Origin of the sequence: Streptomyces sp. NPDC008001, assembly GCF_042958085.1 — a bacterium.
Classification (GTDB): domain Bacteria; phylum Actinomycetota; class Actinomycetes; order Streptomycetales; family Streptomycetaceae; genus Streptomyces.
In genome coordinates, this window is sequence record NZ_JBIBIZ010000013.1 from 15,754 (window position 1) to 37,712 (window position 21,959).

The following is a 21,959-nucleotide window of genomic DNA, read 5'->3' on the forward strand; positions in this document are numbered from 1 at the left end:
CGGCTAAGGCGCGATCGCTATCTTCCCCCGGAGGGGTGTGACGCGCGACACTGTCGCATCACCGTCGCCACCCGCAACCGCCGACAGCGGAAGTGAGGGTCAGACAGACATGTCCCTGCAAGACGAAGTGACCGCGGTCCAGCGCTGCCTGGACGACCTCGGCCGGGCGCTCGCGCGGCTGGAGAAGCACCTGGGCAGCCAGGACCTCGAACTGCGCCGGGTGCGGACGGACGCCGCCCACCTGCGCGAGAGCGTCACCCTCCTGCGCGACGTCCACCCCGCGGAGCGGCCCCGCCCCGAGTTCGTGCCGGTCCCCGAGGCCCCGTACGACGCGGCCCTGTGGAGGGACGCGGACGAGGAGGGGCTCGGCGCCCGGGACCGGCACGCGCCCTGACCGGCAGAGGCCCCTGACCGGTAGAGACCCCGGACCGGCAAGCTCCTGGACCCCTCTCCGCCCGGTCGGCAGAGGCCCCCGGCCGGCAGAGACCCCCGGCCGGCAGACGCCCCGAAGCCCCCTCCGCCCCTCCCGCTCCTCCCCGGAGTCCCTCTTGGCCACTGGTACCGACCCCCGATCCGCGACCACCGCCGGGGTGCCCGCCCAAGGCGGGGTCCACCACCCCTCGCGCGCCACCATCCCCGCCCGCCACCTGCGCGCCGACCGCTGGTGGCTCTCGCCCGCGGCCACCGCCGCCGGCCTGTTCGCCTTCGTCGTCTACTCCACCTGGCGGGCCTTCGCCAACGACGACTACTACGCGGCGCCCTACGTCTCCCCGTTCTACTCGCCCTGCATCGCGGAGAACTGCGTCCCGATGAAGGGCGGCGCGGACTGGCACGTCTTCGGCGCCTGGTGGGGGCTCTCGCCGGCCCTGCTGATCCTGATCTTCCCGCTGGGCTTCCGCCTGACCTGCTACTACTACCGCAAGGCGTACTACCGCGGCTTCTGGGCCTCGCCCCCGGCCTGCGCCGTCGCCGAGCCGCACAAGAAGTACACCGGGGAGACGCGCTTCCCGCTGATCCTGCAGAACGTCCACCGCTACTTCTTCTACTTCGCGGTGATCGTCGCCGGCATCCTCACGTACGACACCGCGCTCGGTTTCCGCAACGCGCAGGGCGAGTGGGGCCACATGGGCCTGGGCACCCTGGTGCTCCTCGCGAACATCGCCCTGATCTGGGCGTACACCCTCTCCTGCCACTCCTGCCGGCACATCGTCGGCGGCCGGATCCGCACCTTCTCCAAGCACCCCGTGCGCTACCGCATGTGGGGCTGGGTCAGCGCGCTCAACGCCCGGCACATGCTGCTCGCCTGGGCCTCGCTGGTCAGCGTGGCGGTCGCCGACTTCTACGTCTACCTGGTGGCCAGTGGCGTCTTCGACGACCCGCGCTTCTTCTAGCCGGCCCGTCCCGCCCCCCACACCCTTCACGGTCAAAAGGAGAGGTGCTTTCTGATGTCGCGTACGGCCCGAGAAGCCTGGGACGTGGTCGTGGTCGGCGCCGGCGGCGCCGGGCTGCGTGCCGCCATCGAGGCCCGCGAGCGGGGCATGCGCTGTGCCGTGATCTGCAAGTCGCTCTTCGGCAAGGCCCACACCGTGATGGCGGAGGGCGGCATCGCCGCCAGCATGGGCAACGTCAACGAGGGCGACAACTGGCAGGTCCACTTCCGCGACACCATGCGCGGCGGCAAGTTCCTCAACCACTGGCGGATGGCCGAGCTGCACGCCCGTGAGGCCCCGGACCGCGTCTGGGAGCTGGAGACCTGGGGCGCCGTCTTCGACCGCACCCGGGACGGGAAGATCTCGCAGCGCAACTTCGGCGGCCACGAGTACCCGCGGCTGGCGCACGTCGGCGACCGCACGGGCCTGGAGCTGATCCGCACCCTCCAGCAGAAGATCGTCGCGCTGCAGCAGGAAGACCACAAGGAGACGGGCGACTACGAGTCCCGGCTCAAGGTCTTCCAGGAGTGCACGGTCACCCGGCTGCTGAAGGCTCGTACCGATGGCGGCTCCGCCGCGGGCGAGCGCATCGCGGGCGTCTTCGGCTACGCGCGCGAGTCCGGCCGCTTCTTCGCCATCGAGGCGCCCGCGGTGGTGCTGGCGACCGGCGGGATCGGCAAGTCCTTCAAGGTGACGTCGAACTCGTGGGAGTACACCGGCGACGGGCACGCCCTCGCGCTGCTCGCCGGGGCCTCCCTGATCAACATGGAGTTCGTGCAGTTCCACCCGACGGGCATGGTCTGGCCGCCGTCCGTCAAGGGCATCCTGGTCACCGAGTCCGTCCGCGGCGACGGCGGCGTGCTGCGCAACAGCGAGGGCAAGCGGTTCATGTTCGACTACGTCCCGGACGTCTTCAAGGAGAAGTACGCCGAGTCCGAGGCCGAGGGCGACCGCTGGTACCAGGACCCGGACAACAACCGCCGCCCGCCCGAGCTGCTGCCGCGCGACGAGGTGGCGCGCGCCATCAACTCCGAGGTCAAGGCGGGCCGCGGCTCCCCGCACGGCGGGGTGTTCCTCGACGTCTCGACCCGCCTACCCGCCGAGGACATCAAGCGCAAACTGCCGTCGATGCACCACCAGTTCAAGGAGCTGGCCGACGTCGACATCACGGCCGAGCCGATGGAGGTCGGCCCCACCTGCCATTACGTGATGGGCGGCGTCGACGTCGACCCGGACACGGCCGCGGCGGTGGGCGTGCCCGGGCTGTTCGCCGCGGGCGAGGTCGCCGGCGGGATGCACGGCTCCAACCGGCTGGGCGGCAACTCCCTCTCCGACCTGCTGGTGTTCGGCCGGCGGGCCGGGCTGTACGCGGCCGAGCACGCCGCCTCCTTCCCCGGCGCGGGCCGGCCCGTCGTCTCCGAGGCCGACCTGGAGGCGGCGGAGGCGGAGGCCTTGCGCCCGTTCGGCGCGGAGGGCGGCGACCCGGCCGTCTCCCAGGGCCCGGCGGAGAACCCGTACGCCCTGCACCAGGAGCTCCAGCAGGCCATGAACGACCTGGTCGGCATCATCCGCAAGGGCCCGGAGATGGAGGAGGCGCTGCGCCGCCTGACCGCGCTGCGGACGCGCTCCCGGCGGGCCGGCGTGGAGGGCCACCGGCAGTTCAACCCCGGCTGGCACCTGGCGCTCGACCTGCGGAACATGCTGCTGGTCAGCGAGTGCGTGGCGCGGGCGGCGCTGGAGCGCACCGAGAGCCGCGGCGGGCACACCCGCGACGACCACCCGGCGATGGACCGGCGGTGGCGCCGGCTGAACCTCGTGTGCCGCCTGAACGGGGACAGCACCGAGCCGGGAGCGGACCCGATGCTGGGCCGGGTGCGGCTGGAGCGGCGCACGATGCCGCCGATCCGTGACGACCTGCTGGCGCTCTTCGACAAGGAGGAGCTGGTGAAGTACCTGACGGACGAGGAGCTGACCTCTTGAGCTACGAGGCCCACTTCAAGGTGTGGCGGGGCGATGCGGACGGCGGTTCCCTCGTCGACTACACCGTGACCGTCAACGAGGGCGAGGTCGTCCTCGACATCATCCACCGGCTCCAGGCCACCGAGGCCGCCGATCTCGCCGTGCGCTGGAACTGCAAGGCGGGCAAGTGCGGTTCGTGCAGCGCGGAGATCAACGGCCGGCCGCGGCTGATGTGCATGACGCGGATGTCGCTGCTGGACCCGGACGAGCCCGTGGTGGTCACCCCGATGCGGGCGTTCCCCGTGGTGCGGGACCTGGTGACGGACGTGTCCTTCAACTACGAGAAGGCGCGTGAGGTGCCCTCCTTCGTGCCCCCGGCCGGCGTCGGACCGGGGGAGTACCGGATGCAGCAGGAGGACGTGGGGCGCTCCCAGGAGTTCCGCAAGTGCATCGAGTGCTTCCTGTGCCAGAACACGTGCCACGTGGTGCGGGACCACGAGGAGAACAAGCCGGTCTTCGCCGGGCCCCGCTTCCTGATGCGCGTCGCCGAGCTGGACATGCACCCGCTGGACGGGGCCGCCGAGGCCGGCCTCGACCGCAAGCGGGCGGCGCAGGACGAGCACGGGCTGGGCTACTGCAACATCACCAAGTGCTGCACGGAGGTCTGCCCGGAGCACATCAAGATCACCGACAATGCGCTGATCCCGCTGAAGGAACGGGCCGCGGACCGGAAATACGATCCGCTGGTCTGGCTCGGGAGCAGAATCCGCCGCCGGGCGTGAGCCGGGCGACCGGCGCGTGCCGGGCGCACGCTGGAGCGTGCGCACGCTCTGTGTTCAGCGCCTTGCTCCCAGTAGCGGAACGGGCATTACCGCCATACGCTCACAAGTGTGACGCGGCATTCGAGGCGGTACGGGACGGGGGCGCCGGGCTGGGCCATCGCCGGCGCCCTCCTCGCGCTGTGCGCCCTGCTGCTCCCCGCGCCCCCCTCGCGCGCCGACACCCCCCTCGACCTGGACGCCGGCGGGCGCATCACCGACACCGTCGGCGCGCTCGGCCAGCGCCGCGCCCAGGTCACCACGGCGATCGAGCGCCTCCGCACCACCCACCGCGTCCAGCTCTACGTCACCTACGTACGGGACTTCTCCGGCCGCTCCGGGCGCGCCTGGGCGGACGCCACCGCCGACCGCAACGGCCTCGGCGAGCGCGACATCCTGCTCGCCGTCGCCACCCACGGCCGGCAGTACGCCGTCTCCGCCGACAAGCAGTCCGGCTTCCGCGGCGACCAGCTCAAGGCCGTCGCCACCACCGCCATCGCGCCCGCCGTCGCCCAGCACGACTGGGCCGGCGCCGCCATCGGCGCCGCCGACGGCTACCGCGCCGTGCTCCAGGGCGAGCCGGTGCGGCCGCCCGCCATCTCGCCCGGCAGCCCCGACCCCGGCGGCGAGGGCCTCGTCCCCGGGCACCGCCGGGTGTGGCTGCCGGTCGCCATGGGGGCAGGGCTCTGCCTCCTCGGGCTCCACCTGTGCGCGCGGCGCGCCTCCCGCAGACGGCGCGCGGAACAGGCGCGGGAAGAGGGCTACGCGCCCGTGCCGCCCGTGCCACCCGTGCCGTCCGGGCTCGCCCGCATGGCCCGGCCCCTGACCCCGCTCCCCGAGCTCGACGCGGAGGCCGCCCGGGCCCTGGTCGCGACGGACGACGCGGTCCGCACCAGCGCCGAGGAACTCCATTTCGCCGCCGCCCAGTTGGGTGACGAGGCCACCCGGCCGTTCGCCGAGGCCGTCGCCTACGCCCAGGAGGAGCTCGCCGACGCCTTCCGGCTGCGCCAGGCCCTCGACGACGCGCCACACGAGGACGAGGACATCCGCCGCCGCACGCTCGACGAGATCTGCTCGCACTGCACCAGCGCCAACCGGCGCCTGGACGCCGAATCCGCCTCCTTCGACCTGCTGCGCGGCCTCAAGGCCAACGCGGCCGGCATCCTGGCCCGCGCCGAGGCCGCCGCGCAGGATCTCGCGCCGCGCGTCACCACCGCCGAGTCCGCGCTCCGCGTCCTCGCCGGGCACTGCACCGCGGCCGCCCTCGCCGCCGTCGCCCGCCACCCCGGCGAGGCCCGCGACCGGCTGTCCTTCGCCACGGCCGCCCTCGCCGAGGCCCGGCGCGCGCTCGCGGCCGACGACACCGACGCCGCCGCGATCTCGCTGCGCGCGGGCGAGGCCGCGCTCTCCCAGGCCCGCGTCCTGACGCTCGCCGCCCTGCGCCGCGCCCACGAGCTCACCGGCGCCACGACGCGGCTGCCGGCCGCCCTCGCGGACGCCGAGGCGCGCGCCCCGCGCGGCAGCCCGCAGGCCCGCGCGCTCGCCTGCGCCCGTCGCGAGGCCGAGAGCGGGCGGTACGACCCGCGGGCCCTGCTGCGGCACGTGGAGGAGACGGACGCCGCCCTCGACGGCGACGACGCCTACACGGGGGAGCGGGCCCGGGCGCGGGCCGGGCGGGCCCTGCGCCGGGTGCGGGGCGAAGTGGCCGCCGCGCGGGACTTCATCACCACCCACCGGGGAGCGGTCGGCTGCCGGGCCCGCACCCGCCTCGCCGAGGCCGAGCGGCACCTGGCCCTCGCCCGGGCCGCCACCGAGCTCCGCACGGTGTTCTCCGAGACCGGCCACGCGGACTCCCTGGCCCGCCAGGCCCGCGCCCTGGCCGAGCACGACGTGGGCACGTACGGCACCCGCTACGACCCCGGCACCCCGCCCCCCACCCGCGCCCTGGGCGGCGCGCTCCTCGGCGGCATCATCCTGGCCGGCCTGCTGCCGGCGACGTTCGGCGGCGGAGCGACGCGGGGCCGCCTGGCGGCGGGCTGACCGGGCCACCCCCGTACGGGTCCCCGCCCGGGGGATTCCGCCGGACCCTCGCCGCGGGGGGTTTCCCGCCGTGACGGCGGGCTTTTCGAGGAGCCGGCTCCCTCGGCGGCCCTCTTCCGGCGGGCGCCGCCCCCCTTCTCCGCCGCAGCGGCGATCCGCCCCCGCGGCGGAATCCGGCGGTGCCGGACCGGGCAGAAGGCTGTTCGGCGCCGCCGGATCCTCCGGTGGGGGTTCCTCGCCGCGGCGGCGGGTTTCTCTTCGGCGGGCGCCGCCGCCCTTCTCCGCCGCAGCGGCGATCCGCCACCGCGGCGGAATCCGGCGGTGCCGGGCCGGCGGAAGGCCGTTCGGCACCGACGGGTGCCCTGGTGGGATTTCTCGCCGTCGTGGCGGGATCTGCTTGCCCCAGGGCAGTTCCCTGCTCCGTGAAGAAGGAGGAAACGCCAGGTCAGAGCCCCTGCCGCAGGCCTGAGGAAGCCGAACGCGGCTCGGGCCCGTACCATGGAAGTGGCCGCGGCGTGATCTGCCCGGCGGGCGCGCGTGCCGGACCGTACGCGCCGCCATCCACGATTCCGGGAGAAGCGCCGCAAGTATGCCCACCCGCCACGACATTCGTAACGTCGCCATCGTCGCCCACGTCGACCACGGCAAGACGACCATCGTCGACGCCATGCTCAAGCAGGCCGGCGCCTTCGCCGCGCACCAGCTCGAGTCCGTCGACGACCGCGTCATGGACTCGAACGACCTGGAGCGTGAGAAGGGCATCACGATCCTCGCCAAGAACACGGCGGTGAAGTACCACCCCAAGGACGGCGGCGAGCCGATCACCATCAACATCATCGACACCCCCGGCCACGCCGACTTCGGTGGCGAGGTCGAGCGCGGCCTGTCGATGGTGGACGCGGTCGTGCTGCTGGTCGACGCCTCCGAGGGCCCGCTGCCGCAGACCCGCTTCGTGCTCCGCAAGGCGCTCCAGCAGCGGAAGCCGGTCATCCTCTGCATCAACAAGACGGACCGCCCGGACTCCCGCATCGACGAGGTCGTCAACGAGACGTACGACCTCTTCCTGGACCTGGACGCCGACGAGGACCAGATCGAGTTCCCGATCGTCTACGCCTGCGGCCGTGACGGCATCGCGTCGCTGACCAAGCCGGAGGACGGCACCGTCCCCGCGGACAGCACCAACCTGGAGCCGTTCTTCTCCACGATCCTGGAGCACGTCCCGGCCCCGACGTACGAGGAGGACGCGCCGCTCCAGGCCCACGTCACCAACCTCGACGCCGACAACTTCCTCGGCCGCATCGCGCTGCTCCGCGTCGAGCAGGGCGAGCTGCGCAAGGGCCAGACGGTCGCGTGGATCAAGCGTGACGGCACGATCTCCAACGTCCGCATCACCGAGCTGATGATGACCGAGGCGCTCACCCGCAAGCCCGCCGAGGTGGCCGGCCCGGGTGACATCTGCGCGGTCGCCGGCATCCCGGACATCATGATCGGCGAGACCCTGGCCGACCCGGAGAACCCGGTCGCCCTCCCGCTGATCACGGTCGACGAGCCCGCGATCTCCATGACCATCGGCACCAACACCTCGCCGCTGGTCGGCCGCGGCGGCACGGGCAAGGGCGCGGACGCCAAGTCCGCGGTCAAGGACCGCAAGGTCACCGCCCGCCAGGTCAAGGACCGCCTGGACCGCGAGCTGGTCGGTAACGTCTCGCTGCGCGTCCTGGACACCGAGCGCCCCGACGCCTGGGAGGTGCAGGGCCGTGGTGAGCTGGCGCTGGCCATCCTGGTCGAGCAGATGCGCCGCGAGGGCTTCGAGATGACCATCGGCAAGCCCCAGGTCGTCACCAAGGAGGTCGACGGCAAGATCCACGAGCCCGTCGAGCGCCTCACGGTCGACGTGCCCGAGGAGCACATGGGCGCGGTCACCCAGCTCATGGGCACCCGCAAGGGCCGCATGGACAACATGTCCAACCACGGCTCCGGCTGGGTCCGCATGGAGTTCGTCGTCCCGTCCCGCGGCCTCATCGGCTTCCGCACGGAGTTCCTGACGAACACCCGCGGCACCGGCATCGCCCACTCGATCCACGAGGGCCACGAGCCGTGGTTCGGCGAGCTGAAGACCCGTAACAACGGCTCCCTGGTCGCCGACCGCGCCGGTGCCGTCACCGCCTTCGCGATGACGAACCTGCAGGAGCGCGGCGTGCTCTTCACCGACCCGGGCACCGAGGTGTACGAGGGCATGATCGTCGGCGAGAACTCGCGCGCCGACGACATGGACGTCAACATCACCAAGGAGAAGAAGCTCACCAACATGCGCTCCTCCTCCGCCGACTCCTTCGAGGCGATCGTCCCGCCGCGCAAGCTGTCGCTGGAGCAGTCCCTGGAGTTCTGCCGCGACGACGAGTGCGTCGAGGTGACCCCGGAGGCGGTCCGCATCCGCAAGGTCGTCCTGGACCAGAAGGAGCGCGGCCGCACCGCCTCCCGCGCCAAGCGCTGACGTCCGGAGCGTCTCCGAAGAGGCCCGGTTCCGCCGCAGTTCACTGCGGCGGAACCGGGCCTCCGGCATGTCCGGGCGCCCGGAACAAGACAGTCCGGATAGCTGTACGGATGCAAAGGTTGTCCGAATAGCGGCGGACCGACCCCGGAAGTTGTGTTAACAGTCCGTTTCGCGCTGTCTGTCTGTGCTTGCTTTGTCCGCTTTTCGAACGTCTGTGAACGCTCGATGTGACCAAAGCGAGACCCTTTAAGTGTGGTTTACAAGGCGGACGTACTTAATAGTTGGGTTCATTGAGCTCGGGTCAATGGGTCACGCGCTGTGGGGAGCGCCGACTCACGAGCACACTCGAGGTGCCGGTTCCGTCTCCGCTGTCAGGGGTGTCAGCGTGGGGCCGGCGCCTCTCTCGTAGTGAAAAGTGGACTCTTGAGGAGGCATACCCATGCGCGGTGCCAAGAGCGCCAAGTGGGTCGTCGGCGCGATAGTCGTGGCCATGGCCGCTACTGCCTGTGGTGGCAGTGACAAGGACAGTGGTGGCAAGGGAGGTGGGGGAGCGGTCTTCCGGCTCGGCATCACCGAACCGACCGCCATCGACCCCTACAACTCCCAGGAGTCCGAGGGCACTCTGGTGACCCGTCAGCTCTTCACGGGTCTGTACTCCGTGAACGACGACGGCACCCTCAAGCCCCAGCTCGCCACGTCGGCCAAGCCCAACGACAAGGGTGACGAGTGGACGTTCACCATCAAGTCGGGCACGAAGTTCACCAATGGCGAGCCCGTGAACGCCGAGGCGTTCATCCGCGGCTGGACCCGTAGCTCGCTCAAGGCCTCCGCCTCCGACGTGGCCTACCACCTCAACGGCGTCGAGGGCTTCGACGACGTCCAGAAGGGCAAGGCCGACAAGCTCACCGGCCTGTCCGCCCCGGACGAGAACACCATCAAGGTGAAGCTCTCCAAGCCGGACTTCGAGTTCGACAAGCGCACCGTGCACCCGGTCTTCATGCCGGTGCCCAAGGTCGCGGGCGCGGGCAACAACAAGGACTTCAACGACGCCCCCATCGGCAACGGCCCGTTCAAGATGGACGGCAAGTGGGAGCACAACAAGAAGATCACGCTCGTCCGCAACGACGACTACGGCCTGACCAAGGCCAAGCTCGACCGCGTCGAGTTCTCGATCCTCAACCCGGGCAACGGCGCGGAGCTGGAGTACAAGGGCTTCCAGTCGGGCCAGTTCGACTGGGCCCGGATGCCCACCCCGCAGCTGCCGGTGGCCAAGGCCAAGTACGAGCCGCAGGGTGAGTGGACGAAGCTGGACAGCGCCGGCATCAACTACATCCTCATCTTCAACACCGAGGCCCCGCTGAACAACGCGGACGCCCGCAAGGCCGTTTCGTACGCGATCAACCGCGACGAGATCGCCAAGGGTGTCTTCCAGGGCATGCAGGAGCCCGCGACCTCCCTGCTGCCGCCCTCCTTCAAGGAGGTCTACAAGCCCGACCAGTGCTCCTCCTGCGTCAAGCAGGACAAGGCCAAGGCCAAGGAGTACGCCGAGAAGGGCGGCCTGAAGCCGGGCGACACCATCAACTTCGGCTACAACACGGGCGCGGGCCACGAGGAGTGGGTGCAGGCCGTCGCCAAGCAGGTCGAGGACGTCCTCGGCGTCAAGGTCAAGCTGAACGGCCTGCCGTTCAAGGAGGCCCTGACCACGCAGCAGGCCAAGGGCACCTCCGGCCTGTGGCGTCAGGCGTGGAGCGCCGACTACCCGACCGCCGGCAACTTCCTCGCCCCGCTGCTGGCCACGGACGGCATCAACCCGGACGACAACGGCAAGGCCCTGGGCGACAACCGCGGCCGCTACAGCAACAAGCAGTTCGACGAGATGCTGGAGAAGGCCCGCAACACGAAGGACGCGGGCGAGCGCGCCAAGATCTACCAGGAGGCCGAGAAGCTGGCCATCGACACGGACCAGGCTCTCATCCCCTTCATGAAGCGCACGCAGTTCCGGCTCATCAACTCCAAGAAGTTCACCAACGTGAAGATGGACTTCTTCGAGGACCCGAACCTCGCCGAGATCGGCACCAAGTAACCGTCACCCTCTAGCCAGAGACCCGTGCAGGTCGTGGTACCCCGAGCTCCGGCCCGGCGGTACCACGGCCTTCGCCTGGCGTGCGCGTGCCCACGAGGCCGCGCCGCCGGGTCGCCTCCCCCTTCCCCGGAGGCGGCGGGCAGCGCCCCACGGCGGCAGCAAGTCAAGGAGGCAACGTGGGCAAATATGTGATCCGGCGGATCGGGCAGATGGTGATCGTGCTCTTCGGTGCGACGCTCATCCTGTTCGCGTGTCTGTTCGTTCTCCCGGGAGACCCGGTCGGCTCGCTCGGTGGCGACAAGGCGCGTGACCCCGCCGTCGTCCAGGAACTGCGCGAGCGCTACGGGCTGGACAAGCCGCTCGCCGTGCAGTACGGCAACTACGTCAAGAACCTCGTCACGGGCGACCTCGGCGAGGACTACACCCAGCGCCGAGAGGTCACCGAGGTCCTCGGCCCGAAGCTGGAGAACACCGCCAAGCTGGCGGTGGCAGCGATCGTCATCGACGTGGTGCTCGGCGTGCTCGCCGGCCTCATCGCGGCGCTGTTCCGGTACTCCTTCTGGGACGTGCTGGTCACCCTCCTGACCACCTTCGCCATCGGGTTCCCAAGTTTCGTCATCGGCGCCATCCTGCAGAGCACCTTCGCCGTCCGGCTGGGGTGGTTCCCGCTGATCGCCGACGACTCCCTCAACTCGATGGTCATGCCGGCGTTCACGCTGGCCATCATCGACGCGGCCCTCGTGGCGCGGCTGATGCGCGGCACCATGCTCGAGGTGCTGCGCGCCGACTACGTCAAGACGGCCATCGCCAAGGGCCTGCCGCGCCGCACGGTCCTGCTCAAGCACGTCATGCGCAACTCGATCATCCCCGTGGTGACCTACATCGGTATCTCCTTCGGCGGTCTGCTCGGTGGCGCCCTCATCACCGAGTCCATCTTCAACTGGGACGGCATCGGCTACGCGCTCGTCACCGCGATCCAGCAGCAGAACAACCCGATCATCGTCGGCGTAGTCACCTACGGCGTCGCCGTGTTCGCCCTGCTCAACCTGCTGGTCGATCTGCTGTACGCGGTGCTCGACCCGCGGATCCGCCTCAACTGACCGCCAGGTCAACCCCGTTCTAGGAGTCACCCAATGACTGAGCTCACCAAGAGCGACCAGGGGCCGGACGCCGTGACCGCACAGCCGGCGGGCGGCACCGCCGAGCCCGCGCCGGCACACATCACCCAGTGGGCCGAGATCCGCCACCGCTTCGCCGCCAACCGGCTGGCGGTGGTCGGCCTCGTCCTCGTCGTCCTGCTCTTCGCCGTCGCGGCCCTCGCGCCGCTGATCGCACCGCACGACCCGTACGCACAAGACCTCGGCAATTCCCTGCAGGACCCCAGCGGAGACCACTGGTTCGGCACCGACGCCCTCGGGCGCGACCAGTTCTCCCGGGTCCTCTACGGCAGCCGGATCGCCGTCGTCGTCGGTCTCGCCTCGATCTTCCTGGCCTGTCTGATCGGCTGCGTCCTCGGCGCGCTGGCGGGCTACTTCGGCAAGTTCGTGGACTCGGTGATCATGCGCATCGCCGACATCTTCTTCGCCTTCCCGCTGCTCATCGGCGCCATCGTGATCATCATCGTGACGGGTCGCGGCGTCATGCCGGTCATCGTCTCGCTGGCGGTCTTCAGCTGGGCGACGGTCGCACGACTGCTGCGCTCCAGCATCCTGTCCGTCCGAGAGATGGACTACGTGACGGCCGCCAAGGCGCTCGGCGCGAGCACGACGCGCATCCTCCTGCGCCACATCGTGCCCAACTCCATCGCCGCGGTGATGTCCTACGTGGCCTTCAGCGTCGGTACGGCAGTGGTGGCCGAGGCCTCCCTGTCCTACCTCGGCGTCGGTGTGAGCCCCGAGGTCCCGGAGTGGGGCAACATGATCTTCGCGGCCAAGGACTTCATGGGAATCAAGGACTTCCTGTGGGTCTACCCCAGCGTCGCGATCGTGCTGACCACGCTCGGATTTGTGTTTGTCGGTGACGGGCTGCGCGACGCCCTCGACCCGAAGCTGCGTTGAGGAGAACGTCCCGATGACCACGACCGAAAAGACCGAAGGGGCGCCCGGAGCGGCCCCGCAGGGCGCCGCGAAGACCGGGCCCCTGCTCGAAGTGCGCGACCTGCACGTCGAGTTCAAGACCCGCGACGGCATCGCCAAGGCCGTCAACGGCGTCAGCTACAGCGTCGACGCCGGCGAGACCCTCGCCGTCCTCGGCGAGTCGGGCTCCGGCAAGTCCGTCACCGCCCAGGCCATCATGGGCATCCTGGACTCGCCCCCCGGCCGGGTGGCCGGCGGTGAGATCCTCTTCCACGGCCAGGACATCCTGAAGCTGCCGGAGAGCGAGCGGCGCAAGCTGCGCGGCCCGAAGATGGCGATGATCTTCCAGGACGCGCTGTCCGCCCTCAACCCCGTCTTCTCCGTCGGCAACCAGCTCGGCGAGATGTTCCGGGTGCACCAGGGCATGTCGAAGAAGGACGCCAAGGCCAAGGCGATCGAGCTGATGGACCGGGTGCGCATCCCGGCCGCCAGGCAGCGCGTGAACGACTACCCGCACCAGTTCTCGGGCGGCATGCGCCAGCGCATCATGATCGCGATGGCGATGGCCCTGGAGCCGGACCTGATCATCGCCGACGAGCCGACCACGGCCCTCGACGTGACCGTCCAGGCCCAGGTCATGGACCTGCTCGCGGAGCTGCAGCGCGAGTACAACATGGGCCTGATCCTGATCACCCACGACCTGGGCGTGGTCGCGGATGTCGCCGACAAGATCGCGGTGATGTACGCGGGCCGGATCGTGGAGACCGCGCCCGTGCACGAGCTCTACAAGCGCCCCGCCCACCCGTACACCCGCGGCCTGCTGGAATCGATCCCGCGCCTGGACCACAAGGGCCAGGAGCTCTACGCGATCAAGGGCCTGCCGCCCAACCTCCTGCGGATCCCCTCCGGCTGCGCCTTCAACCCGCGCTGCCCCAAGGCCCAGGACGTCTGCCGCGCGGACGTCCCGGCCCTGCACCCGGTGACGGAGCAGGACGGCACCGAGCTCGACGGCCGCGGCAGCGCGTGCCACTTCTGGAAGGAGACGATCCATGGCTGACACGAAGGCTGAGAAGTCCGGGCAGTCCGGTCAGCGGGAGCCGATCCTCCAGGTCCGCAACCTCGTCAAGCACTTCCCGCTGACGCAGGGCATCCTGTTCAAGAAGCAGATCGGCGCCGTCAAGGCCGTCGACGGGATCTCGTTCGACCTCTACCAGGGCGAGACGCTGGGGATCGTCGGCGAGTCCGGCTGCGGCAAGTCCACGGTCGCCAAGCTGCTGATGACCCTGGAGACGGCCACCTCCGGCGAGGTCTTCTACAAGGGCCAGGACATCACCAAGCTGTCCGGGCGCGCGCTGAAGACCGTCCGGCGCAACATCCAGATGGTGTTCCAGGACCCGTACACCTCGCTCAACCCGCGGATGACGGTCGGCGACATCATCGGCGAGCCCTTCGAGATCCACCCCGAGGTGGCGCCCAAGGGCGACCGGCGCAAGCGCGTCCAGGAGCTGCTGGACGTCGTCGGCCTGAACCCGGAGTACCTCAACCGCTACCCGCACCAGTTCTCCGGCGGTCAGCGCCAGCGCATCGGCATCGCCCGCGGCCTGGCGCTCAACCCCGAGATCATCATCTGCGACGAGCCCGTCTCGGCGCTGGACGTCTCGGTGCAGGCGCAGGTCATCAACCTGATGGAGCGGCTGCAGGACGAGTTCAACCTGTCCTACGTCTTCATCGCGCACGACCTGTCCATCGTGCGGCACATCTCCGACCGGGTCGGCGTGATGTACCTGGGCAAGATGGCCGAGATCGGCACCGACACCCAGATCTACGAGCACCCGACGCACCCCTACACGCAGGCGCTGCTGTCGGCCGTGCCCGTGCCGGACCCCGCTGCGCGTGAGGGCCGGGAGCGCATCATCCTCACCGGTGACGTGCCCTCCCCGGCCAACCCGCCGTCCGGCTGCCGCTTCCGCACCCGCTGCTGGAAGGCGGAGGACAAGTGCGCCGAGGAGGTGCCGCTGCTCGCCGTGCCCAAGCTCTACGAGGGCAAGGAGACCCCGGCGGCGCACGAGTCGGCGTGCCACTTCGCCGAGGTGAAGCAGGTGGTGAGCGCGGCCTAGTGCCTCGCGCCCGAAGGGCTCCCCCGGTAATCCGGGGGAGCCCTTTCGTGTGGTTCGGCCGGGGACGCCGCCGCGGAGGCACCGCACACCACCGAATGGGGTGTTATCTGGGCCTAAGTCACACTTGGGACCTAGAGGAGGCACTCGATGCGTGGAGCCACGCGCGCCAGGTGGGCCGTCTGTGCGCTGTCGGCGGTGCTGGCCGCGGCCGCCGCCGGGTGCGGCGGGGGCGGCAGCAGCGGGTCCGGCGTCGTACGGGCCTCCTGGGGCGACCCGCAGAACCAGCTCGAGCCCGCCAACACCAACGAGGTCCAGGGCGGCAAGGTGCTCGCGATGATCTTCCGCGGGCTCAAGCGCTACGACCCCCGCAGCGGCGCCGCCGAGAACATGCTGGCCGACCGGATCGAGACCTCCGACCAGCAGAACTTCACCATCACCCTCAAGGACGGCTGGACCTTCTCCAACGGCGAGAAGGTCACCTCCAAGTCCTTCGTGGACGCCTGGAACTACGCGGCCCTCGTCGACAACAAGCAGAAGAACGCCTCCTTCTTCGAGTACGTCGACGGCTACGACAAGGTCCACCCCCGGAGCGGGCACGCGACCGCCAAGACCCTCTCCGGGCTCGTCGTCAAGGACGACAAGACCTTCACGGTGAAGCTGCGCACCAAGTTCTCCACGTGGCCCGACACCCTCGGCTACAGCGCCTACTCCCCGCTGCCCCGCGCCTTCTTCGACGACCACGCGGCCTGGCTGAAGAAGCCCGTCGGCAACGGCCCGTACACCGTCGACTCGTACACCAAGGGCTCGTCGATGAAGCTCACCCGCTGGGACGGCTACCCCGGCGACGACAAGGCCCGCAACAGCGGCGTCGAGCTGCGGGTCTACACCGACAACAACACCGCCTACACCGACCTGCAGGCCGGCAACCTCGACCTGGTCGACGACATCCCGAGCGCCCAGCTCAAGAACGTCAAGAACGACCTCGGCGACCGCTACATCAACCAGCCCGCCGGCATCATCCAGACCCTGGTCTTCCCCATGTACGACCCCAACTGGTCGAAGAGCGGCACGGAGAAGGTCCGCCGCGGCCTGTCCATGGCGATCAACCGCGAGCAGATCACCGACCAGATCTACCAGAAGACCCGCACCCCGGCCACGGACTGGACCTCCCCGGCGCTCGGCGACAAGGGCGGCTACAAGGCCGGCCTGTGCGGGGACGCGTGCACCTTCGACGCCGCCGCGGCGAAGAAGCTCATCCAGGACGGCGGCGGCCTGCCCGGCGGCCGCATCACCCTCACCTCGAACGTCGACACCGGCTCGCACCGGGTGTGGATGGACGCCGTCTGCAACAGCATCAACAGCGCCCTCGGCAACGACAAGGCCTGCATCGTCAACCCCGTCGGCACCTTCGCGGACTTCCGCAACCAGATCACCGAGCAGCGCCTGAGCAACCCCTTCCGGTCCGGCTGGCAGATGGACTACCCGCTGATCCAGAACTTCCTCCAGCCGCTCTACTACACCGGCGCCTCCTCCAACTACGGCAAGTTCAGCGACCCGCAGTTCGACAAGCTCGTGGACGACGCCAACGCCGAGGGCTCCCAGGGCGCGGCCAACGCCAAGTTCCACGACGCGGAGCGGATCCTCGCCCGGATGATGCCCGCCATCCCGCTCTGGTACCAGAACGGCAGCGCCGGCTACTCCGACCGGATCTCCGACGTCACGCTCAATCCGTTCAGCGTGCCCGTCTACGAGCAGATCAAGGTCGGCTGACGCGTCCATGGGACGGTACGTGATCCGCCGGCTGCTCCAGATGGTGCCGGTCTTCATCGGCAGCACGTTCCTGATCTTCTTCATGGTCTACGCCCTGGGCGACCCCGTGGCCGCCCTCTTCGGCGACAAGGCGCCCGACCCCGCCACCGCCGCCCGCATCCGCCAGGAGCTCTACCTCGACGAGCCCCTGTGGAAGCAGTACGCGCACTACATGGGGCAGATCCTCTCGGGCAACTTCGGCACCGCCTTCAACGGCCAGAAGGTCACCGAGCTGATGGCCGACGCCTTCCCCGTCACCCTGCGGCTCACGCTGGTGGCGATCCTCTTCGAGATCGTCATCGGCATCACCCTCGGCGTCCTCAGCGGCCTGCGCCGCGGCCGCTCGGCCGACACCACCGTGCTCCTGCTGACCCTGATCGTCGTCTCCGTCCCGACCTTCGTCAGCGGCTACGTCCTGCAGTACCTCTTCGGCGTCAAATGGGGGATCGTCTCGCCGTCCGTCTCACCCGAGGCGCCCTTCGACGAACTGCTGCTGCCCGGCATCGTCCTCGCCCTCACCTCCCTCGCCTACGTCACCCGCCTCTCGCGCACCTCCATCGCCGAGAACTCCCGCGCCGACTACGTCCGCACGGCCGTCGCCAAGGGCCTGCCGCGCCGCCGGGTCGTCACCCGGCACCTGCTGCGCAACTCCCTCATCCCGGTCGTCACGTTCATCGGCACCGACATCGGCGCGCTCATGGGCGGCGCCATCGTCACCGAGCGGATCTTCAACATCCACGGCGTCGGCTTCCAGCTCTACCAGGGCATCCTGCGGCAGAACTCGCCCACCGTCGTCGGCTTCGTGACCATCCTCGTCATCGTCTTCCTGGTGGCGAACCTGCTCGTCGACCTCCTCTACGCCGTCCTCGACCCGCGGATCCGCTATGCCTGAGCTCGACCCCTCCGACCCCGACGCGGCCGTCACCCCCGCCGGCGGCGGGGCGTCCTCCCTGGCCACCAGCGACGCCCAGACCCTCGAAGGCGGGCCGCTGCCCGGCGTGCCCACGAGCGGCAAGGCCCGCAGCCTGTGGTCCGACGCCTGGCACGACCTGCGCCGCAACCCCGTCTTCGTGGTCTCCGCGCTGATCATCGTCTTCCTGGTCCTGATCGCCCTGTGGCCCGGCCTGATCGCGAGCGGAAACCCCCTGCAGTGCGACCTCGCCAAGGCCCAGGAGGGCTCCCAGCCCGGCCACCCCTTCGGCTACGACGCCCAGGGCTGCGACGTCTACACCCGCACCGTCTACGGCGCCCGCGCCTCCATCACCGTCGGCATCTGCGCCACCGCCGGGGCCGCGCTGCTGGGCAGCCTGCTCGGCGGGCTGGCCGGCTTCTTCGGCAGCTGGTGGGACGCCCTGCTCTCGCGGATCGCCGACGTCTTCTTCGGCATCCCCATCATCCTGGGCGGCCTCGTCTTCCTCTCCGTGGTCTCCGGGGGCTCCCTGTGGCCCGTCGTCGGCTTCATCGTGCTGCTCGGCTGGCCGCAGATCTCCCGCATCGCCCGCGGCTCCGTCGTCACCGCCAAACAGCACGACTACGTGCAGGCCGCGCGGGCCCTCGGCGCCGGCAACACCCGGCTGCTACTGCGGCACATCGCGCCCAACGCCGTCGCCCCCGTCATCGTCGTCGCGACCATCGCCCTCGGCACGTACATCGCCCTGGAGGCCACCCTGTCCTTCCTGGGGGTGGGCCTCAAACCGCCCACCGTGTCCTGGGGCATCGACATCTCCAACGCCTCCACCCAGATCCGCAACGCCCCCCACATGCTGCTGTGGCCCGCGGGCGCCCTGAGCATCACGGTGCTGGCGTTCATCATGCTCGGCGACGCGGTCCGCGACGCCCTCGACCCCAAACTGCGCTGAGGAGCGGGCGGATGCACGAGGCAGAAGGGGCGACGGCCGCCCCCGCACCCCTGCTGGACGTACGCGACCTGCACGTGGAGTTCCGCACCCGGGACGGGGTGGCCAAGGCCGTCAACGGCGTCAGCTACAGCGTCCGCGCCGGGGAGACGCTCGCCGTGCTCGGCGAGTCCGGCTCGGGCAAGTCGGTGACCGCCCAGGCCGTCATGGGCATCCTCGACTCCCCGCCGGGCTTCGTCACCGGCGGCCAGGTGCTCTTCCGCGGGCAGGACCTGCTGACCATGGGCGGCGAGGCCCGCCGCCGGATCCGCGGCGCCAAACTCTCGATGATCTTCCAGGACGCGCTGTCCGCCCTCAACCCCGTGATGAGCGTCGGCGCCCAGCTCGGCGAGATGTTCTCCGTCCACGACGGCATGACCCGCAAGGACTCCCGGGAGAAGGCCGTCCGGATGATGGAACGCGTCCGCATCCCCGCGGCCGCGGAGCGGGCCGGCGACTACCCGCACCAGTTCTCCGGCGGCATGCGCCAGCGCATCATGATCGCCATGGCGCTGGCCCTGGAACCCGCCCTCGTCATCGCCGACGAGCCCACCACCGCCCTCGACGTCACCGTCCAGGCCCAGGTCATGGACCTGCTCGCCGACCTGCAGCGCGAGTACAACACCGGCCTCGTCCTCATCACCCACGACCTCGGCGTCGTCGCCGACGTCGCCGACCGGATCGCCGTCATGTACGCCGGGCGGATCGTCGAGACCGCCCCCGTCCACGACCTGTACGCCGCGCCCGCCCACCCGTACACCGCCGGGCTCCTCGGCTCCATCCCGCGCCTGGACCACAAGGGCAAGGAGCTCTACGCCATCAAGGGACTCCCGCCCAGCCTCACCGACATCCCCGCCGGCTGCCCCTTCAACCCGCGCTGCCCGCGCGCCCGGGACGTCTGCCGCACCGACCGGCCGCCGCTCTTCGACGTCGCCCCCGGCCGCGCCAGCGCCTGCCACTTCTGGAAGGAGACCCTCGACGATGCCGGGTAACGGCGAGGCCGTGCTGGAGGTGCGGGACCTGGTCAAGCACTACCCGCTCACCCAGGGCGTCCTCTTCAGGAAGCAGATCGGCGCCGTGCACGCCGTCGACGGCGTCTCCTTCGACCTGCGGCGCGGCGAGACGCTCGGCATCGTCGGGGAGTCCGGCTGCGGCAAGTCCACGGTGGCGAAGCTGCTCGTGAACCTCGAACGGCCGACCTCCGGCCGGATCCTCTACAAGGGCGAGGACATCGCCCGGCTGTCCGGGCGCGCGCTGAAGGCCGTCCGCCGCAACATCCAGATGGTCTTCCAGGACCCCTACACCTCGCTCAACCCGCGGATGACCGTCGGCGACATCATCGGCGAGCCCTACGACATCCACCCCGAGGTCGCGCCCAAGGGCGACCGGCGCGCCAAGGTCCGCGAGCTGCTGGACGTCGTCGGCCTCAACCCCGAATACATCAACCGCTACCCGCACCAGTTCTCCGGCGGGCAGCGGCAGCGCATCGGCATCGCGCGGGGACTGGCGCTGCGGCCCGAGATCATCGTCGCCGACGAGCCGGTGTCCGCGCTGGACGTCTCCGTCCAGGCCCAGGTCGTCAACCTGCTGGAGCGGCTCCAGGACGAGTTCGACCTGGCGTACGTCTTCATCGCCCACGACCTGTCCGTCGTCCGGCACATCTCCGACCGGGTGGCGGTGATGTACCTGGGGCGGTTCGCCGAAGTGGGCACGGACGCGCAGATCTACGACCACGCCACGCATCCGTACACGCAGGCGCTGCTGTCCGCCGTGCCGGTGCCGGACCCGCGGGCGCGGGAGGGCCGCGACCGGATCATCCTCACCGGCGACGTGCCGTCGCCCGCCCACCCGCCGTCGGGGTGCCGCTTCCGCACGCGCTGCTGGAAGGCGACGGAGAAGTGCGCTCGCGTCGTACCGCCGCTGGAGATCCCCGACTGGTTCCTGGAGGGCGCCGGCCCGGAAGCGCACGCGTCGGCGTGCCACTACGCGGAGGAACGGCCGTCAGCGGAGTGACGGCCCTGCCGTCTCCCTCCGCCGCGGCGGTGATCAGCCCCCGCCGGGGTGTCCGGCGGTGCCGTACGGTCTTGGGCCGGTTCGGCACCGCCGGATTCCGCCGCTGTGGCTGATCGCCGCCGCGGCGGGATTGCCTTGCCTGCGGCAAGGGGGGAGGAGGGTGCCCCGCGCCCCGTCAGGTGCCGGCCCGTGCCGTCGTCGTCGGCGGTTCCGGGAAGTGGCACGCCGACAGGTGGCCTTCGGCCGAGCCCTCCGCCCGCACGAGCGGCGGTGCCTCCACCGCGCAGCGATCCCGCGCCTTCCAGCAGCGCGTGCGGAAGCGGCACCCCGACGGCGGTTCGATCGGCGAGGGGACGTCACCGGCGAGCCGGATCCTCTCGCGAGGGGGCCCACCGCCCCCGAGCACCGGTTCCGGCACCGCCGACAGCAGCGCGTGCGTGTACGGATGGCGTGGCCGCCCGTAGATGTCGTCCCGCGACCCCGTCTCCACGATCCTGCCGAGGTACATCACGGCCACGCGCTGCGAGACGTGCCGCACCACCGCCAGGTCGTGCGCGATGAACAGGAACGCGATCCCCAGCTCCCGCTGCAGTCGCTGCAGGAGGTTGACGACCTGCGCCTGGATGGAGACGTCCAGCGCCGAGACGGGCTCGTCGGCGACGACGACCTTCGGTTCGAGGGCGAGGGCGCGGGCCACCCCGATCCGCTGCCGCTGCCCGCCCGAGAACTCGTGCGGGAAGCGGTTGTAGTGCTCCGGGTTGAGCCCCACGGTCTCCAGCAGCTCGCGGACGCGCGCCTCGCGCCCGCCCGGCGGGTCGATGCCGTTGATCTCCATGGGGCCGGAGACGATCCGGCCGACCGTCTGCCGCGGGTTCAGCGACGAGTACGGATCCTGGAAGATCATCTGGATTTCGGGCCGGACCGGCGCGAGCCGCTTGCGCCCGGCGTGGGTGATGTCCTCGCCCCGGTAGAGGATCCGCCCGGCCGACGGCTCCAGCAGCCGGGTGAGCAGCCGCCCCGTCGTGGACTTGCCGCAGCCGGACTCGCCGACCAGGCCGAAGCTCTCCCCGGCCCGTACGGTCAGGTCGATGCCGTCGACGGCCCGCACGGCGCCGACCGTCCGCTTGACGGGGAAGCCGCCGCGCACGGGGAAGTGCTTGGTGAGCTGTTCCGCGACGAGCAGCGGCTCGCCGCCCCGGGGAAGGCTCTTGTCGTCCATGGCGTCT

At 70.5% G+C, this 21,959-nt stretch carries 17 protein-coding genes; 16 read left to right on the plus strand and 1 reads right to left on the minus strand.

Annotated features, from left to right (window positions below; translation table 11 throughout):
- Positions 1–109 precede the first annotated feature (109 nt).
- The 16 genes from ACFZCD_RS30980 to ACFZCD_RS31055 all read left to right on the plus strand — a co-directional run bounded on the left by ACFZCD_RS30980 (position 110) and on the right by ACFZCD_RS31055 (position 20,733).
- Complete coding sequence (locus ACFZCD_RS30980) at positions 110–394, plus strand: hypothetical protein (protein ID WP_391836375.1); 285 nt, start codon at positions 110–112, stop codon at positions 392–394.
- 154 nt (positions 395–548) lie between these two features.
- On the plus strand, positions 549–1,391 hold the full coding sequence (locus tag ACFZCD_RS30985; protein ID WP_391836376.1) for a hypothetical protein: 843 nt from the start codon (positions 549–551) through the stop codon (positions 1,389–1,391).
- Positions 1,392–1,445: 54 nt separating this feature from the next.
- Positions 1,446–3,410, plus strand: a complete 1,965-nt coding sequence (locus ACFZCD_RS30990; RefSeq protein WP_391836377.1) for a fumarate reductase/succinate dehydrogenase flavoprotein subunit — start codon at positions 1,446–1,448, stop codon at positions 3,408–3,410.
- Complete coding sequence (locus ACFZCD_RS30995) at positions 3,407–4,171, plus strand: succinate dehydrogenase/fumarate reductase iron-sulfur subunit (protein ID WP_391836378.1); 765 nt, start codon at positions 3,407–3,409, stop codon at positions 4,169–4,171. Before ACFZCD_RS30990 ends, ACFZCD_RS30995 begins: the two co-directional genes overlap by 4 nt.
- Positions 4,172–4,279: 108 nt before the next feature.
- On the plus strand, positions 4,280–6,247 hold the full coding sequence (locus ACFZCD_RS31000; RefSeq protein ID WP_391836379.1) for a TPM domain-containing protein: 1,968 nt from the start codon (positions 4,280–4,282) through the stop codon (positions 6,245–6,247).
- A 589-nt stretch (positions 6,248–6,836) separates the two neighbouring features.
- Positions 6,837–8,741, plus strand: a complete 1,905-nt coding sequence (gene typA / locus ACFZCD_RS31005; RefSeq protein WP_391836380.1) for a translational GTPase TypA — start codon at positions 6,837–6,839, stop codon at positions 8,739–8,741.
- Positions 8,742–9,180: 439 nt separating this feature from the next.
- Positions 9,181–10,824: an ABC transporter substrate-binding protein gene (locus tag ACFZCD_RS31010; protein WP_391836381.1), complete on the plus strand. Its 1,644-nt coding sequence runs from the start codon at positions 9,181–9,183 to the stop codon at positions 10,822–10,824.
- Between the two features lie 176 nt (positions 10,825–11,000).
- The gene (locus ACFZCD_RS31015; RefSeq protein ID WP_391836382.1) at positions 11,001–11,924 is read left to right on the plus strand and encodes an ABC transporter permease; all 924 of its coding nucleotides are present in this window, start codon (positions 11,001–11,003) and stop codon (positions 11,922–11,924) included.
- Between the two features lie 33 nt (positions 11,925–11,957).
- On the plus strand, positions 11,958–12,881 hold the full coding sequence (locus ACFZCD_RS31020; RefSeq protein ID WP_391836383.1) for an ABC transporter permease: 924 nt from the start codon (positions 11,958–11,960) through the stop codon (positions 12,879–12,881).
- A 13-nt stretch (positions 12,882–12,894) separates the two neighbouring features.
- Entirely contained in the window at positions 12,895–13,956 is a 1,062-nt protein-coding gene (locus ACFZCD_RS31025; RefSeq protein ID WP_391836384.1) for an ABC transporter ATP-binding protein, read from the plus strand.
- On the plus strand, positions 13,949–15,016 hold the full coding sequence (locus tag ACFZCD_RS31030; RefSeq protein ID WP_391836385.1) for an ABC transporter ATP-binding protein: 1,068 nt from the start codon (positions 13,949–13,951) through the stop codon (positions 15,014–15,016). The genes ACFZCD_RS31025 and ACFZCD_RS31030 overlap by 8 nt, the downstream gene beginning before the upstream one ends.
- 147 nt (positions 15,017–15,163) lie before the next feature.
- A complete protein-coding gene (locus tag ACFZCD_RS31035; RefSeq protein WP_391836386.1) occupies positions 15,164–16,786 on the plus strand; it encodes an ABC transporter substrate-binding protein in 1,623 nt (540 codons plus the stop codon).
- 7 nt (positions 16,787–16,793) lie between these two features.
- Positions 16,794–17,717: an ABC transporter permease gene (locus ACFZCD_RS31040; protein ID WP_391836387.1), complete on the plus strand. Its 924-nt coding sequence runs from the start codon at positions 16,794–16,796 to the stop codon at positions 17,715–17,717.
- Positions 17,710–18,684: an ABC transporter permease gene (locus ACFZCD_RS31045; protein ID WP_391836388.1), complete on the plus strand. Its 975-nt coding sequence runs from the start codon at positions 17,710–17,712 to the stop codon at positions 18,682–18,684. Before ACFZCD_RS31040 ends, ACFZCD_RS31045 begins: the two co-directional genes overlap by 8 nt.
- Positions 18,685–18,695: 11 nt before the next feature.
- A complete protein-coding gene (locus ACFZCD_RS31050; protein ID WP_391836389.1) occupies positions 18,696–19,712 on the plus strand; it encodes an ABC transporter ATP-binding protein in 1,017 nt (338 codons plus the stop codon).
- On the plus strand, positions 19,702–20,733 hold the full coding sequence (locus ACFZCD_RS31055) for an ABC transporter ATP-binding protein (RefSeq protein WP_391836390.1): 1,032 nt from the start codon (positions 19,702–19,704) through the stop codon (positions 20,731–20,733). The genes ACFZCD_RS31050 and ACFZCD_RS31055 overlap by 11 nt, the downstream gene beginning before the upstream one ends.
- Before the next feature lie 175 nt (positions 20,734–20,908).
- On the opposite strand, the gene ACFZCD_RS31060 is transcribed toward ACFZCD_RS31055, so the two are convergent.
- A complete protein-coding gene (locus ACFZCD_RS31060) occupies positions 20,909–21,952 on the minus strand; it encodes an ABC transporter ATP-binding protein (RefSeq protein ID WP_391836391.1) in 1,044 nt (347 codons plus the stop codon).
- Positions 21,953–21,959: the final 7 nt, after the last annotated feature.

What these genes read in the sequence shown, in the direction of transcription:
- ACFZCD_RS30980 (WP_391836375.1), top strand. Translation starts at nt 110, where the DNA reads ATGTCCCTGCAAGACGAAGTGACCGCGGTCCAGCGCTGCCTGGACGAC.
- ACFZCD_RS31040 (WP_391836387.1), top strand. Translation starts at nt 16,794, where the DNA reads ATGGGACGGTACGTGATCCGCCGGCTGCTCCAGATGGTGCCGGTCTTC.
- ACFZCD_RS31030 (WP_391836385.1), top strand. Translation starts at nt 13,949, where the DNA reads ATGGCTGACACGAAGGCTGAGAAGTCCGGGCAGTCCGGTCAGCGGGAG.
- ACFZCD_RS31020 (WP_391836383.1), top strand. Translation starts at nt 11,958, where the DNA reads ATGACTGAGCTCACCAAGAGCGACCAGGGGCCGGACGCCGTGACCGCA.
- ACFZCD_RS31060 (WP_391836391.1), bottom strand. Translation starts at nt 21,952, where the DNA reads ATGGACGACAAGAGCCTTCCCCGGGGCGGCGAGCCGCTGCTCGTCGCG.
- typA (WP_391836380.1), top strand. Translation starts at nt 6,837, where the DNA reads ATGCCCACCCGCCACGACATTCGTAACGTCGCCATCGTCGCCCACGTC.
- ACFZCD_RS31050 (WP_391836389.1), top strand. Translation starts at nt 18,696, where the DNA reads ATGCACGAGGCAGAAGGGGCGACGGCCGCCCCCGCACCCCTGCTGGAC.
- ACFZCD_RS31045 (WP_391836388.1), top strand. Translation starts at nt 17,710, where the DNA reads ATGCCTGAGCTCGACCCCTCCGACCCCGACGCGGCCGTCACCCCCGCC.
- ACFZCD_RS31055 (WP_391836390.1), top strand. Translation starts at nt 19,702, where the DNA reads ATGCCGGGTAACGGCGAGGCCGTGCTGGAGGTGCGGGACCTGGTCAAG.
- ACFZCD_RS31025 (WP_391836384.1), top strand. Translation starts at nt 12,895, where the DNA reads ATGACCACGACCGAAAAGACCGAAGGGGCGCCCGGAGCGGCCCCGCAG.
- ACFZCD_RS30990 (WP_391836377.1), top strand. Translation starts at nt 1,446, where the DNA reads ATGTCGCGTACGGCCCGAGAAGCCTGGGACGTGGTCGTGGTCGGCGCC.
- ACFZCD_RS31035 (WP_391836386.1), top strand. Translation starts at nt 15,164, where the DNA reads ATGCGTGGAGCCACGCGCGCCAGGTGGGCCGTCTGTGCGCTGTCGGCG.
- ACFZCD_RS31010 (WP_391836381.1), top strand. Translation starts at nt 9,181, where the DNA reads ATGCGCGGTGCCAAGAGCGCCAAGTGGGTCGTCGGCGCGATAGTCGTG.